Genomic DNA, 13,011 nt, shown 5'->3' on the forward strand with positions numbered 1-13,011 from the left:
CGCCGCAAGGGGCTTGAAGCGTCACCAAGGATGAGGTTGCCAATGCGCGTGTTGAAAGTTGGCCTGGTGCTGTTGCTCTGGGTATTTGCCCTGACGGCCCAGGCTGCGTTGAAGTTTCCGGAACTGACCGGGCGGGTGGTTGATAACGCCCAGATGATCGAGCCTGCGGTGCGTGAGCAACTGACGCAACAGCTTCAGGCTCATGAAAAATCCACCGGCGAGCAGCTGGTGGTGGTCACGTTGCCGGATTTACAGGGCACCGACATTGCGGACTTCGGTTATCAACTGGGGCGCTACTGGGGCATCGGCCAGAAGGACAAGAACAACGGCGCGCTGCTGATCGTTGCGCGTGACGATCGCAAGCTGCGGATTGAAGTCGGTTATGGCCTGGAAGATCGGCTGACCGATGCGCAGAGCTCGGTGATCATCAATCAGGTGATCACCCCGGCTTTCAAGACCGGTAACTTCAGCAAGGGCATCAGCGACGGGGTCGCGGCGATGCTCGTGGTGCTGGGTGGCAATCCGCTGGATGAGCCTTCCACGGTGTATGACTCCGGCGGCAATCAGGAAAGCGACTTTGTCTCACGGCATCCGGGGATCTTCGTGTTTCTGGTGATGCTGTTCATCCTGACGATGTTTGTCTGCCAGATGCTCGGGATCCTGCCCAGCGGCGGTGGGCGAGGCGGTTCGAGCGGCGGGTTCGGCGGTGGAGGTTTTGGTGGTGGCGGTGGAGGCGGGGGCTTCAGCGGCGGCGGGGGCAGTTTCGGGGGAGGCGGTTCCTCGGGCGGCTGGTGATCACACAACAATAGCGAGTGGGCATTCTTAGACATGGCATTACTGACCGAACACGAACAACGCAAAGTTGCCGAGGCGATTGCCCGGGTCGAGCGCGACACCGACGCCGAACTGGTGACCGTGCTCGCGGCCCGCGCCGACGACTACGCGTACATCCCGCTGCTCTGGGCCAGCCTGCTGGCGCTGGTGGTGCCGGGTGTCGTGCATTACCTGACCGGCTGGCTGACCCTGCACAGCTTGCTGATGGTGCAATGGATCACGTTCATCGTGCTGTGCCTGGTGTTCCGTATTCCGAAAATCACCACGCACCTGATCCCGCGCTCGGTGCGTCATTGGCGCGCCTCGAACCTGGCGCGCCGGCAGTTTCTGGAGCAGAACCTGCACCACACAGTGGGCAGCACCGGGATGCTGATTTTTGTCTGCGAGGCTGAACGCTATGTGGAAATTCTGGTGGATGAAGGGATTTCCAAGCGGCTGGACAACAAGAACTGGGATGGGATTGTTGCGGCGTTTACTGAGCAGGTGAAGCAAGGGCAGACGTTGCAGGGGTTTGTGACGTGTGTGGAGGCGTGCGGCGAGTTGCTCAAGGTGCATGTGCCGGTGACGCATGTGAGGAATGAGTTGCCGAATCGGTTGGTGGTGTTGGGCTAAAAGCCCCCCTCACCCTAACCCTCCCGAAACGTCGGACCGCCCCGAGAGGCGAGGGGACTGACCGATGTGTTCTCTAGATATTTTTCGACCGGGGAAATCGAGTCGAACTCAGGTTTGAAAAGCTTGAAGATCGGCTCCCTTTCCCCCTCTCCCCATTTGGGAGAGGGCTGGGGTGAGGGGTGGTTTTCAAACCGTTCGGTAAATAACTGCGTGTCCCCAACCCCCATCCCCCCTAAAATACCCGCCATTCCCCGATCCGCACCGCCCGAGGCCGTTTTTCCCATGTCTGTCACCGCCACTCCCGCCAGCCTCGCGCCGGATCATCACGCCCAGTTCATTGACCTGCTGCAATCCAGTCTTGACCAGAACGCCTTCATCAAACTGGTGCTGGCCAAGTACGTCGGCACTGAAGTGGACTTGCAGCGGCTGATCATCAAGCAACTAACGGTCAAGGATCAGCCCTGCCTGTCCTTCGTCTACCGCTACAAAACCCGCGACATCACCAAGAATTTGCCAATTGCCGAGGGCGTAGCGACCATCGCTGCACTCTTGCCGGCATCGTTCAAAAATGCGCATTTGCTGTCGCTGACGGATGAAGCTCAGCTGGAATACAGCAAAAAGGGCAAGTCTTCACTGTTCAAGAGCAAACCTCAGCAATTGCGTGAAGTGCCGTCCGCCGAGCACAACCGCGAGAAGAACCGCTTCCTCGACCTGAGCCGGCCGTTCCTCGCCGACCTCGGCGTGACGAACAAGCAACACGAGCTGATCCCGGCGATGTCGCGTAAGTGGAAGCAGATCAACAAGTTCATCGAGGTCTTCAGCCATGCACTGACCACCTCACCGCTGGCGCTGGACAAACCTGTTCAGGTGGCGGATTTCGGTTCGGGCAAGGGTTACCTGACGTTCGCGATCCATGACTATCTGCGTAACACCTTGAAGGCCGAAGGCGTGGTCACCGGTGTCGAGCTGCGCGAAGAGATGGTGGATTTGTGCAATGCCGCGGCCGCAAAGCTCGAGCATCCGGGGCTGGTGTTCAAGTGCGGTGATGTGCGCAGCGTCGCGCCGAGCGAGCTGGACGTGATGATCGCGCTGCATGCCTGCGACATCGCCACCGACTACGCGATCCACACCGGCATTCGTTCCGGCGCCTCGATCATCATGTGCTCGCCGTGCTGCCACAAGCAGATCCGCCTGCAGATCCAGAGCCCGGCGCTGCTCAAGCCGATGCTGCAATACGGTCTGCATTTGGGCCAGCAAGCGGAAATGGTCACCGACAGTTTGCGTGCGTTGTTCCTGGAAGCCTGTGGTTATGAGACCAAAGTGTTCGAGTTCATTTCACTGGACCACACCAACAAGAACAAGATGATCCTGGCGGTCAAACGTGCCGAGCCGATTGATCCGGCCCAGCTGTTGGTGAAGATTCAGGAACTGAAGGATTTCTACCACATCAGCGAACATTGCCTGGAAACCCTGCTGCGGGCCGATGGTTACCTCTGACCCCTGTGGGAGCGGGCTTGCTCGCGAAGGGGCCGTTAGATCCAGCATCTACGTTGGCTGTTAGTCCGCTTTCGCGAGCAAGCCCGCTCCCACACTTGGTTTGATGGCGGTCTTGCGTCCCAGCATCACGGTCACGATCACCCCGGCGGCAAACAGCCAGGTGATCGGCTCGATGTGTTCGCCGAAGAACAGCGCCGAAAAAGCGATGGTGAAGAAGATCTGCAACAGTTGGATCTGACTGACCCGGGCGATGCCGCCCATCGCCAGCCCGGCGTACCAGGCGAAGAAACCGATGAACTGCGAAAACAGCGAGACGTAACCGAAGGCCCACCAGGTCTTGGCCGAAATCTCGCCCTGATGTTGCAGCGCCAGGTACACCACCGGCCCGATCAGCAGCGGCGTCGACAGCACCAACGCCCAGCAAATCACCTGCCAACCGCCCATCTCCTTGGCCAATCGGCCGCCCTCGGCGTACCCCAAACCGCCCACGGCAATCGCGCCGAGCATCAGCAAATCACCGGCCTGAATGCTGCCGGCCCCGCTGATCAGCGCATAACCCAACACCAGCGCGCTACCTAGCGCGGCACAGGCCCAGAAGGCTTTTGACGGTCGTTCGTGGGACAACCACGCGGCGTACAGCGCCACGCACAACGGCTGTAATCCATTGACCAGTGCGCCGTGAGACGCCGGCAAGGTTTGCATCGCCCAGGCGGACAACACCGGGAAGCCGAGGATCACCCCGGCAATCACCAAGGTCAGGCCTTTGACCTGTTTCCAGGTCGGCCACTTTTCCCGGCGCCACAGCAACAACATCGCCGCCGGAACCGCCGCGAACAGCGCACGGCCCAAGCCGTTGAGCAGCGGATGGAGTTCCTGCATGACGATCCGTGTGAAGGGCAGGGTGAGGCTGAAGATCACAACGCCGAGCAGGCCGAGGGCCATGCCGGTGTTTTCGCGCGAGGACATGATGGCAACCAGAATCTAGGGTGGCGGGAAGACCTTCATCTAGCCATAAACCGCGGGGATCGCGCTGTTACAGCTAGGCGCAGAGTTATCCGTACAGTTGCGAGTAATGCTCGCAACGTAGGAGCTGCCGAAGGCTGCGATCTTTTGACTTTGATTTTTAAAGATCAAAGGATCGCAGCCTTCGGCAGCGCCTACAGGTGATTTGCGTAGTAGTCGGGTATTACCTGCCATGCTGATTAAGGACTACCTTGAATACTCCTGCAGGCCCACGTATTTCCCAGAGGAGTCCTCCCCATGGCGGCTAAAAAAATTCTGATGCTGGTCGGCGATTACGTCGAAGACTACGAAGTGATGGTGCCGTTTCAGGCGCTGCTGATGGTTGGCCACACGGTGCACGCCGTTTGCCCGGACAAAACCGCCGGTCAGACCGTACGCACGGCGATCCATGACTTTGAAGGCGACCAGACCTACAGCGAAAAACCCGGTCATCTGTTTGCCCTGAACTTCGACTTTGCCAAGGTCAAGTCCGAGGACTACGACGCCCTGCTGGTGCCGGGCGGTCGTGCGCCGGAGTACCTGCGCCTGAACGAAAAAGTCCTGGAACTGGTGCGCGCGTTTGACAAGGCCGGCAAACCGATTGCCGCTGTGTGTCACGGCGCACAATTGCTGGCGGCCGCGGGGATTCTCGAAGGTCGCGAGTGCAGCGCTTATCCGGCCTGTGCCCCAGAAGTGCGCCTGGCGGGCGGTACGTTCATCGATATCCCGGTGACGGAAGGCCACGTACAAGGCAATCTGGCCACTGCGCCAGCCTGGCCGGCGCACCCGAGCTGGCTCGCCGGTTTCCTCGGGTTGCTGGGCACCAAAATCACGCTGTAACGAGGGACCTTTCCATGTGCGAGCTCTACGTCAAAGCCGATCCGATTCTCTACGAATCGCGCTCCCGCTCGCTGCGCATCTGCGGGGTGGTCACCACCCTGCGGCTGGAGAATCAGTTCTGGGACATCCTCAGCGAAATCGCCGAGGTCGACGGCATGACCACCAACCAGTTGATCGCCAAGCTGTATGAAGAGGTGATGGACTACCGCGGCGAGGTGGTGAATTTCGCCTCGTTTTTGCGGGTCAGTTGTACGCGGTATTTGAGTCAGCGACGGGTGCAGACACCGGAATTATCGGTGGTGCGTGCGGTGGTGAAGTAGGGCAGGTTGGTCTTTACTCTGAAGCGCGAAACCTCTCAATTGCCAAGGAGTAAGAGCATGTCTGGATGGTATGAAGTGAGCAAAAGCAGCAATGGTCAGTTCAAATTTGTACTGAAGGCCGCTAACGCGGAAACCATTCTGACCAGCGAGCTGTACACCACCCGCGCTGCCGCTGACAAAGGCATCGTGTCGGTTCAGAGCAACAGCCCGAAGGATGAACGCTACGAGAGGAAAACCACCAAGGATGGCCATCCTTACTTCAACCTCAAGGCTGGTAACCACGAGATCATCGGTAGCAGCGAGGCTTACACCTCCACTGCCGCGCTGGAGAAAGGCATCGCCAGCGTGAAGGTCAACGGGCCGACCACGGTGATCAAGGACAAGACCCTGCCGGTGCTCTAAACACACCGGCTACCTAATGTGGGAGCGAGCCTGCTCGCGATGAGGCCATAACAGTCAACATAAATGTTGAATGTCAGACCGCTATCGCGAGCAGGCTCGCTCCCACAGTGTTTTGTGTGAATCTGACGATCAGCGCAATGCGTTCAACAATCCCTGCAACTGACTGCAACCCGCCTCGCCGAGTGGAAACACCGGCAACCGCGGATCGCCCGCTTCCAGCCCGGTGGCGCGCAAACCGGCCTTGATGGTCGCCGGCAAGCCACCTTTCAGAATGAAATCCAACAGCGGCAACTGGCGATAGAACAGTTCGCGTGCCTTGCCCAAGTCGTTGGCCAATACCGCTTCATACAAATCAAGATTGAGCTGCGGGATCAGGTTGGGTGCCGCCGTGCACCAGCCTTTCGCGCCTGCTGCAAAGGCTTCCAGCGCCAATGGATTACAGCCGTTGTAGAACGGCACCTGACCTTCGCCGAGTCGTTGCAGCTGGTGCATGCGCTGGATGTCGCCGGTGCTTTCCTTGACCATTGTCACGTTGTCCACGGTATTGAAAATCCGCAGGATCAGGTCCACCGACATGTCGGTACCACTGGTGGCCGGGTTGTTGTAGAGCATGATCGGTACGCCGATGTTCTCGCCGATGGTGCGGTAGTGGGCGAGGATTTCCGCTTCGCTGAGTTTCCAGTAGGAGGTCGGCAGCACCATCACCACGTCGGCGCCGTGGGCTTCGGCGAAACGTGCCCGGCGCACGGCTTTGGCCGTGGTCAGGTCAGACACACTGACAATGGTCGGTACACGTTTGGCCACGTGCTTGATGCTGAATTCGCTGACCTGATCCCACTCCGCGTCGCTCAGGTAAGCGCCTTCGCCGGTGCTGCCCAGCGGTGCGATAGAGTGGACGCCGCCGTCGATCAGGCGGTCGATGGAGCGCCCGAGCGCGTCGAGATCAACGCCTTCGCCGTTGGCGGTGAACGGAGTGATGGTGTAGCCGATGATGCCGTGAATGGTTGGGGTCGACATGGCGACTCTCCTCTTGAAAATGAGTGGTTTCAGTTCAGGCAATCGGCGTGTTGACGCAGGTTCTGCCGAGCGTAGTAGTTGAAAGCGGCGGCGTGACGTTTCGGCCTGGCGATCCAGTCATGGGCTTCGCGGCCCAACTCCGGCAGGATCGGCTTGATGGTCCCGGCGCTCATGGCCAGCAATTGCAGCTTGGCCGCTCGTTCAATCAGTTGCGCAATGACACAGGCTTCTTCGATGGTCGCGCCGGTGGACAATTGGCCGTGGTGCGAAAGCAGGATCGCCCGTTTGTCGCCCAGAGCGGCGGCAATCAGTTCACCTTCCTCGTTGCCCACCGGCACGCCCGGCCAGCCTTCGAGAAACGCGCAATCGTCGTAGAGCGGGCAGAGGTCCATGTGGGAAATCTGCAGCGGCACTTCGAGCATCGACAGCGCGGCAACGTGGGTCGGGTGCGTGTGGATGATGCAGTTCACGTCTGGCCGCGCGCGGTACACCCAGCTGTGGAAACGGTTGGCCGGGTTGGGCATGCCGTGGCCTTCAAGCACGTCCAGGTCTTCGTTGACCAGCAGCAGATTGCTGGCGGTGATTTCGTCGAAACCCAGGCCCAGTTGTTGAGTGTAGTAGGTGCCCGGTTGCGGGCCGCGGGCGGTAATCTGCCCGGCCAGGCCAGAATCGTGGCCGTTCTCGAACAGAATCCGGCAGGTCAGGGCCAGCTTTTGCCGGTCGGTCCACGTATTATCCGCCAGGGTATTTTGCATCTGGGTCAGCGCTTGCTTGACCAGTTGCTCTTTGGGTAGTGCTAAGGTCTTGGCCATATCGGTGTCCTTTGGGTGGTTCAATGGACGTCGGATTTGCCGTTCACTCGTTGCTCGCAAGGTCATGGGTGAATGCAAATGACACAAGTGATGCTATATGACACTTTGTGTCATTGGCAAGGAACAATCGTTGCTCCCTTGATGGATTAATCGCTCTACATGTCTATCCGTTTGAAATTACTGAGAAAAAAACTCGGCGTGACGCTGGAGGCCTTGGCCGAAAAGTCCGGCATGACCAAGAGCTATCTGTCGAAAGTCGAACGCGGGTTGAACACCCCGTCGATCGCTGCCGCCCTGAAACTGGCCAAGGCACTGAACGTGAAGGTCGAGGAGTTGTTCTCCGAAGACAACGTCAGCCTCGACAGTTACAGCCTGGTGCGCAGCGATGAGCGCCAGTCACTGGCGGCCAACGATGACAGCCCGGGTTACGCGGTGCTGGCCCATCAGGTCAGTGAGCGCAGCTTGCTGCCGTTCATGATTTACCCGCCGACCGAGTTTACCGACAAGTCCTTCAAGGAACATTTGGGGGAGGAGTTTCTGTTCGTGCATGAGGGGCAGGTGGAAGTGGACTTCATGATCGAGCGAGTGCTGCTCAATCGAGGGGACGCGTTGCACTTCAACGCGCAGAAACCGCACCGGATACGGTCAGTGGGCGAGGTTCAGGCGCAGTTGTTGGTGGTCGTACATAGCGCTGAGGAATGAGTCGATTGGTCTGACGCCTTCGTCGGAACGCCGCCTGGAGCAAGCCCGCTCCCACATTGGAATGCATTCCCCCTGTGGGAGCGAGCCTGCTCGCGATGGCGTCAGCCGCGTCGCCGCTAAACCTCGACCGGCACCGTGAGCTTCGGGCTGCCCAACGCATGCGTCTTCGAATCAAAAAACCGCAACTCACTCCCGGTCCCCTCAAACACCTTCGCGTAGTGCCGCTTCTGGTGCTGAATGAACGCCTTGCTGCGCGGATAAATCGAGATCGCCACCACCTGCGGTTTCGCCTGGCGCAAGGCGTGGATGATGTGGCTGTCCTGCTCACCCAGGGCATGGCCAAACAGGCACAACCCGTCGCCATGACCAAGTAACTGGCCGTAGCAGAACGACAGATAGTCCGAGCTGCGAATGGTTTTGAGCTTGTCCTGCGCCGGACCTTCATTGACGAACAGCGGCACGTCGTCGAGGGTCTTGATCGTGTTGTTGATCGCGAAACTGCCGAGCAATGTGCCCTCGGTCGATATCAGTTTGCGCGCCGTGCCGTCTTGATTCCGCACCAGATGCAACCCGCCATGCAAGTAAAGCAGCCGGGTTTTATCGGTCGCCGTGGCGCTCAGGTCAAAGCTTGATTCTGCGCCCTGAAACAGGTCGCTGATCGCATCAGGCTGGTGCTGAGTTGCCCAGTAATTGAGCAAGTCATAGTTGGTGGTAAACACGGTCCGGTAACGGCCCAGTTCCTGATTGATCGCCGCCAGCGTTGAAGGCACCACCAGCCGCCACGGGATGTGCACGGCGTGCACGGTGTTGATCAGCGCTTCCTTGATCGCATAGTAGCGATTGCGTGGTGCCGCGGAACTCACGGCCAGGGCCTTGTTGACCCGGCTGGTGGTTTTCAGCGCGCTGAGCACCTGCTCGAAGTTGCGCGTCTGCAGGGCGTCAAACACGCTCAACTCGGACTGGCTCAGGGGTTTTTCTTCGACGGTACGGGCGTTTTCGAACAGCGAGTCGTAGCCGAAGTCGTCCCACACGGCGCGACTGGCGCCGTTGCCCACCAGCAGGCCGCTGAACGAGGCGGTGGCGCGCAAGGCGTTCCAGTCTTCAAGTTGGGCATCAACATCCTGGAAATCGGTCATTGCGTTCAAAGTCTCAAAGCAGAAGGTCTGATGGGCGGCGACTTTATCACGACCAAGACTTGAGCCAGATCAAGTTACTTCATAGCCGATAGGTCGATCCTGTGGGTACCCGCCAGATCGGCGCTGCCGATTCGGCCTCAGCCAGGAGACTCGCTCATGAGCAGCACGTTTTTCATCCCCTCCGTGAACATCATGGGCATCGGTTGCCTCGACGAAGCCATGGACGCCATTCGCAAGTATGGTTTTCGCAAGGCGCTGATCGTCACCGACGCCGGGCTGGCCAAGGCGGGTGTCGCGAAGATGATTGCCGAGAAGCTGGCGATGCAGGACATCGATTCGGTGATTTTCGACGGCGCCAAGCCTAACCCGAGCATCGCCAACGTCGAGAGCGGTCTGGGTCTGCTGAAAGAAACCCGCTGTGATTTCGTGGTGTCCCTGGGCGGCGGTTCGCCCCATGACTGCGCCAAAGGCATCGCGTTATGCGCAACCAACGGCGGGCAGATTCGCGATTACGAAGGCGTCGATCAATCCACCCAACCGCAACTGCCGCTGATCGCCATCAACACCACCGCCGGCACCGCCAGCGAGATGACCCGTTTCTGCATCATCACCGACGAATCCCGTCACGTGAAAATGGCCATTGTCGATCGCAACGTCACGCCGTTGCTGTCGGTCAACGACCCGGCGCTGATGGTCGCCATGCCCAAGGGCCTGACGGCTGCCACCGGCATGGACGCGTTGACCCACGCCATCGAAGCCTACGTTTCCACTGCTGCCAATCCGATCACCGATGCCTGCGCACTGAAGGCGATCACGTTGATCAGCAACAACCTGCGCCTGGCCGTCCGCGACGGCAGTGACATGGCCGCGCGGGAAAACATGGCCTACGCGCAGTTCCTCGCCGGCATGGCGTTCAATAACGCATCCCTGGGTTATGTCCACGCCATGGCTCACCAGTTGGGCGGGTTCTACGACTTGCCGCATGGTGTGTGCAACGCGGTCTTGCTGCCTCACGTACAAAGCTTTAACGCGCTGGTTTGCGCCGATCGCCTCACCGATGTCGCCCTTGCGATGGGCGCCGATGTTCACGGTTTCACCCCGGAAGCGGGCGCCCAGGCGGCCATCGTGGCGATCCGCAGCCTGTCTAAAGACGTGGAAATTCCCGCCGGTTTGCGTGAGCTCGGCGCCAAGCTCAACGACATCCCGATCCTCGCCACCAATGCCTTGAAAGATGCGTGTGGCCTGACCAATCCTCGTGTGGCGGATCAGCGCCAGATCGAAGAGATTTTCCGCAGCGCGTTTTAGGAGGTTTTGCGACCGGGCGCGAGCATCACGCAGAGCATCGCGCCTAACGCCAGCAAGGTACACAACAGCGACAACGGCCATGCTTGCGGGCTCGCGATCAAACTGGCGATCCCGCCGATAACGGCGGCCATCAGTTGATGAATGAAACCGCTCAACGCCATCGCATACGCACCACCGACCGGCGATCCGTCATTGGCCAGGGACAGGCTGATCGGGTAAGTCAACGACTGGCCGAACACCGCAACGCAATAAGGCAACCAGAACAGCAGCGCCACTGAAGTACCCGCCAGACTCCCCAGCAACATCACCGCGCTGCCGACCAGCACCAGCCCTACGCCCGCCGTCATCAACCCGCGTTGACCGGTGCGAAGTACAAAGCCATTGACCGCCAAAGCCCCCAGAAAATAGGCCGCGCTGATCGGCCAGCCCAACAACCCGTATTCCACGGCCGACCAGTTGAACGGTCCTTGCAGAATCAGCGGCGCTGCGGTGTTGAACGCCACAATCACCCCGTACCCAAGGCCGCCGGTGAGGGCCGGCAGCAGAAAGGCTCGATGACGCAAAATGCGCCAGTAGCTCGGCCAGGCGGATGACGGGGCATTCTCCTCGGCCAGCACCGGGAACCTGACCCGAGCCACGACCAACCCCATCATCAGGCTCACACCTCCCAACAAGTAGAAAATCGCTGGCCAGCCCAGCGCCACCTGGATGATCGACCCCAAGTATTGGCCGATCCCCAGCGCCACCACAAAGGAAATCGAAATCCAGGACAACGCCTTGGCCAGCAGGTCGCCGCGGAAACTGTCTCGAATCAGCACCCGAGCCATGACCGAAATGCCGCTGGCGCCAATGCCCTGAACCAGTCGAAACGCCAGGAACGATTCAAGCGTCTGGCTCAGGGGCAGGGCCAGATTGCCCAACCCGTAGATGCCCAGCGCGGCGAGCAGCACCGGTTTGCGACCGATGCGCTGGCCCAGGCTGCCCCAGAACAACATCGGCAACGCCATGCCAATCAGATACACCGCCAGCCCCCAGGACACCTGCGAGGCGTCGGCGGACAGATCCCGGGCCATGTCCGGCAGCGCCGGCAGGTAAATGCTCATGCCCAACTGGGCGAGGAAAACCGTGCAGCAGGTGACGAGGAGGGTGGTGCTGCTCTTCATTGAAACTTCTCTGATTTCAGTTCAACAGCCGATGTCCCGGCCTTGAGTGCGTAAAAGCTCGGTAATGAGTTCACAAAAGTGGCGGATCAGCGTCGGTTCCATGTCGGCGCGCAGGGTGATTCTGATGGCTGCCTTGCCCTGTGCGACCACCGGGAAAAACACGGCCGAGGTGAAGAAACCGTGATTGGCCAGTTCCATGGCGATGCTGTTGGCCAGCGCTGCTTCGCCGCAGTTGACCAATCGAATGGCCATGTTGCTGTTGTGTTGATCGGTGCGGATGAGGCTGTCGAAGAGCTGGATATTACCCTGAAGTTTTTCCTGCAACGCGGCAAATTCCGGCGTGCGATGAAGCTGAATGGACGCTATGCCCGCGCCAATGGCTGCACTGTTCAGGCTTTGCGACCAATTGCTGGGGCCGCCGTAACGTGCAATGAGCCTCTTCTGCCGTTCATTGCCCAGCATCACCAGACCACCGCTGGCGCCAAACGACTTGGCCAGCGAGGCGACGATCAGGCAGTCATCCCCCAGGGTGTGCAACCTGGGGCGCACGAGGCCAGCGCCGAATGTTCCGACGGCGGACAGCGCGTGGGAATCGTCCAGATAGAGAAACAACCCATAGCGGTCCTTGAGATACAAAAGACTGTCCAGGTCTGCGACCCCGCCCATGCTGTAGGCACTGTCCGCGACATACGCGACGGTGCGGTGTTGCTGGCATTGCTTCTCGAGAAAATCCATGTCGTTATGAGGACAGGTCACGACCGTGGTTTCATCGGCGCAGGCGGCTTTGAGGTGATTCATCGAGTAGTGCGCCAACCGGTCGAAGACCATCACGGGAGGGCGGTTTTCCGTGAACACGCCGCTGGCCAGCAACGGCAGGATTCCGGCACTCGCTGCACTGCACGACAAGGTGCTCAGGCAACTGGCGCCGAACAACTCGGACAGTTCGGTTTCGTACTGCTCCAGAATCGCCAGCTTGCAGCGGTTCTTTGAGTTGGCGACGCGCAGGGTGCCGGTTTCCCACAGGGTATTCATGGCGCCGTCGAGAATGTCGGGATGGTGATCCAGGCCCAGGTACGACGTCGTGCAGAAATGATGAAACGCGCGCCCGTGCTGATCGAGCATCCGGTTGGCACTTTTGATTTCGACGTTAAGCCCCGAAATTTTCCCGGCTTCAGCGCTCTCCCAATCGTGATCGGCCAACGCGATGACTTTGCGGTAGTTGGTGTAGCGGTTTGCCGCCTGTGCTGTCTGGTCCATATGAAAATGACTTTCCTTGAGTGAAACGATCCATGGGTTTGTTGCAGTTCGTGTGTGTTTCCAGACTTTACAGAGCGCGGCGGAGGCTTTGAATCGGCTGTTTCCGGTACGG

General features: G+C 59.5%; 14 protein-coding genes. 8 read left to right on the top strand and 6 right to left on the bottom strand.

The features are described from left to right. Positions 1-42: 42 nt before the first annotated feature. The 3 genes from ACMXYJ_RS08485 (at position 43) to ACMXYJ_RS08495 (ending at position 2,943) form a co-directional block, all read left to right on the top strand. A complete protein-coding gene (locus ACMXYJ_RS08485; RefSeq protein ID WP_415759445.1) occupies positions 43-795 on the top strand; it encodes a TPM domain-containing protein in 753 nt (250 codons plus the stop codon). A gap of 33 nt (positions 796-828) precedes the next feature. After that, positions 829-1,446: a TPM domain-containing protein gene (locus ACMXYJ_RS08490; RefSeq protein ID WP_415759446.1), complete on the top strand. Its 618-nt coding sequence runs from the start codon at positions 829-831 to the stop codon at positions 1,444-1,446. 282 nt (positions 1,447-1,728) lie between these two features. Next, positions 1,729-2,943: a class I SAM-dependent methyltransferase gene (locus ACMXYJ_RS08495; protein WP_415759447.1), complete on the top strand. Its 1,215-nt coding sequence runs from the start codon at positions 1,729-1,731 to the stop codon at positions 2,941-2,943. Positions 2,944-3,003: 60 nt separating this feature from the next. Here the strand turns inward: ACMXYJ_RS08495 and ACMXYJ_RS08500 are convergent, their stop codons facing one another. Continuing rightward, positions 3,004-3,909: a DMT family transporter gene (locus tag ACMXYJ_RS08500; protein ID WP_415759448.1), complete on the bottom strand. Its 906-nt coding sequence runs from the start codon at positions 3,907-3,909 to the stop codon at positions 3,004-3,006. Between the two features lie 294 nt (positions 3,910-4,203). Between ACMXYJ_RS08500 and ACMXYJ_RS08505 the strand changes: the two genes are divergently transcribed. The 3 genes from ACMXYJ_RS08505 to ACMXYJ_RS08515 are packed head-to-tail and all read left to right on the top strand — an operon-like array spanning position 4,204 to position 5,507. Further along, a complete protein-coding gene (locus tag ACMXYJ_RS08505) occupies positions 4,204-4,785 on the top strand; it encodes a DJ-1/PfpI family protein (protein WP_008152949.1) in 582 nt (193 codons plus the stop codon). A 14-nt stretch (positions 4,786-4,799) separates the two neighbouring features. Continuing rightward, positions 4,800-5,105 (top strand): ribbon-helix-helix domain-containing protein, encoded by a 306-nt coding sequence (locus ACMXYJ_RS08510; protein WP_223449613.1) that lies wholly within the window; start codon positions 4,800-4,802, stop codon positions 5,103-5,105. A gap of 57 nt (positions 5,106-5,162) precedes the next feature. Continuing rightward, complete coding sequence (locus tag ACMXYJ_RS08515; protein WP_415759449.1) at positions 5,163-5,507, top strand: YegP family protein; 345 nt, start codon at positions 5,163-5,165, stop codon at positions 5,505-5,507. Between the two features lie 129 nt (positions 5,508-5,636). Here the strand turns inward: ACMXYJ_RS08515 and ACMXYJ_RS08520 are convergent, their stop codons facing one another. Together ACMXYJ_RS08520 and ACMXYJ_RS08525 are read right to left on the bottom strand one after the other, a co-directional pair. Further along, complete coding sequence (locus tag ACMXYJ_RS08520; protein ID WP_415759450.1) at positions 5,637-6,524, bottom strand: dihydrodipicolinate synthase family protein; 888 nt, start codon at positions 6,522-6,524, stop codon at positions 5,637-5,639. Between the two features lie 29 nt (positions 6,525-6,553). Beyond that, on the bottom strand, positions 6,554-7,336 hold the full coding sequence (locus tag ACMXYJ_RS08525; RefSeq protein WP_095127978.1) for an aldolase: 783 nt from the start codon (positions 7,334-7,336) through the stop codon (positions 6,554-6,556). Positions 7,337-7,495: 159 nt separating this feature from the next. Here ACMXYJ_RS08525 and ACMXYJ_RS08530 point away from each other — a divergent pair, with 159 nt between their 5' ends. Beyond that, positions 7,496-8,038: a helix-turn-helix domain-containing protein gene (locus ACMXYJ_RS08530; protein WP_415759451.1), complete on the top strand. Its 543-nt coding sequence runs from the start codon at positions 7,496-7,498 to the stop codon at positions 8,036-8,038. Between the two features lie 116 nt (positions 8,039-8,154). Here ACMXYJ_RS08530 and ACMXYJ_RS08535 read toward each other — a convergent pair whose 3' ends face one another. Next, entirely contained in the window at positions 8,155-9,174 is a 1,020-nt protein-coding gene (locus ACMXYJ_RS08535; protein WP_415759452.1) for a DUF4917 family protein, read from the bottom strand. A 156-nt stretch (positions 9,175-9,330) separates the two neighbouring features. On the opposite strand from ACMXYJ_RS08535, the gene yiaY reads away from it, so the two are divergent. After that, positions 9,331-10,479, top strand: coding sequence for an L-threonine dehydrogenase (yiaY, locus tag ACMXYJ_RS08540; RefSeq protein WP_415759453.1), 1,149 nt, complete (start codon positions 9,331-9,333; stop codon positions 10,477-10,479). Here yiaY and ACMXYJ_RS08545 read toward each other — a convergent pair. Together ACMXYJ_RS08545 and ACMXYJ_RS08550 are read right to left on the bottom strand one after the other, a co-directional pair. Further along, complete coding sequence (locus ACMXYJ_RS08545) at positions 10,476-11,642, bottom strand: MFS transporter (RefSeq protein ID WP_415759454.1); 1,167 nt, start codon at positions 11,640-11,642, stop codon at positions 10,476-10,478. The two genes, yiaY and ACMXYJ_RS08545, sit on opposite strands and share 4 nt — an antisense overlap. A gap of 21 nt (positions 11,643-11,663) precedes the next feature. Continuing rightward, the gene (locus tag ACMXYJ_RS08550) at positions 11,664-12,899 is read right to left on the bottom strand and encodes an aminotransferase class I/II-fold pyridoxal phosphate-dependent enzyme (RefSeq protein ID WP_415759455.1); all 1,236 of its coding nucleotides are present in this window, start codon (positions 12,897-12,899) and stop codon (positions 11,664-11,666) included. Positions 12,900-13,011: the final 112 nt, after the last annotated feature.

Origin of the sequence: Pseudomonas arabinosi (assembly GCF_047758675.1) — a bacterium.
In the GTDB taxonomy this organism is placed as follows: Bacteria; Pseudomonadota; Gammaproteobacteria; order Pseudomonadales; family Pseudomonadaceae; genus Aquipseudomonas; species Aquipseudomonas arabinosi.

What these genes read in the sequence shown, in the direction of transcription:
- ACMXYJ_RS08525 (WP_095127978.1), bottom strand. Translation starts at nt 7,336, where the DNA reads ATGGCCAAGACCTTAGCACTACCCAAAGAGCAACTGGTCAAGCAAGCG.
- ACMXYJ_RS08495 (WP_415759447.1), top strand. Translation starts at nt 1,729, where the DNA reads ATGTCTGTCACCGCCACTCCCGCCAGCCTCGCGCCGGATCATCACGCC.
- ACMXYJ_RS08490 (WP_415759446.1), top strand. Translation starts at nt 829, where the DNA reads ATGGCATTACTGACCGAACACGAACAACGCAAAGTTGCCGAGGCGATT.
- ACMXYJ_RS08530 (WP_415759451.1), top strand. Translation starts at nt 7,496, where the DNA reads ATGTCTATCCGTTTGAAATTACTGAGAAAAAAACTCGGCGTGACGCTG.
- ACMXYJ_RS08510 (WP_223449613.1), top strand. Translation starts at nt 4,800, where the DNA reads ATGTGCGAGCTCTACGTCAAAGCCGATCCGATTCTCTACGAATCGCGC.
- ACMXYJ_RS08485 (WP_415759445.1), top strand. Translation starts at nt 43, where the DNA reads ATGCGCGTGTTGAAAGTTGGCCTGGTGCTGTTGCTCTGGGTATTTGCC.
- ACMXYJ_RS08500 (WP_415759448.1), bottom strand. Translation starts at nt 3,909, where the DNA reads ATGTCCTCGCGCGAAAACACCGGCATGGCCCTCGGCCTGCTCGGCGTT.
- ACMXYJ_RS08550 (WP_415759455.1), bottom strand. Translation starts at nt 12,899, where the DNA reads ATGGACCAGACAGCACAGGCGGCAAACCGCTACACCAACTACCGCAAA.
- ACMXYJ_RS08515 (WP_415759449.1), top strand. Translation starts at nt 5,163, where the DNA reads ATGTCTGGATGGTATGAAGTGAGCAAAAGCAGCAATGGTCAGTTCAAA.
- ACMXYJ_RS08520 (WP_415759450.1), bottom strand. Translation starts at nt 6,524, where the DNA reads ATGTCGACCCCAACCATTCACGGCATCATCGGCTACACCATCACTCCG.
- ACMXYJ_RS08535 (WP_415759452.1), bottom strand. Translation starts at nt 9,174, where the DNA reads ATGACCGATTTCCAGGATGTTGATGCCCAACTTGAAGACTGGAACGCC.
- yiaY (WP_415759453.1), top strand. Translation starts at nt 9,331, where the DNA reads ATGAGCAGCACGTTTTTCATCCCCTCCGTGAACATCATGGGCATCGGT.
- ACMXYJ_RS08545 (WP_415759454.1), bottom strand. Translation starts at nt 11,642, where the DNA reads ATGAAGAGCAGCACCACCCTCCTCGTCACCTGCTGCACGGTTTTCCTC.
- ACMXYJ_RS08505 (WP_008152949.1), top strand. Translation starts at nt 4,204, where the DNA reads ATGGCGGCTAAAAAAATTCTGATGCTGGTCGGCGATTACGTCGAAGAC.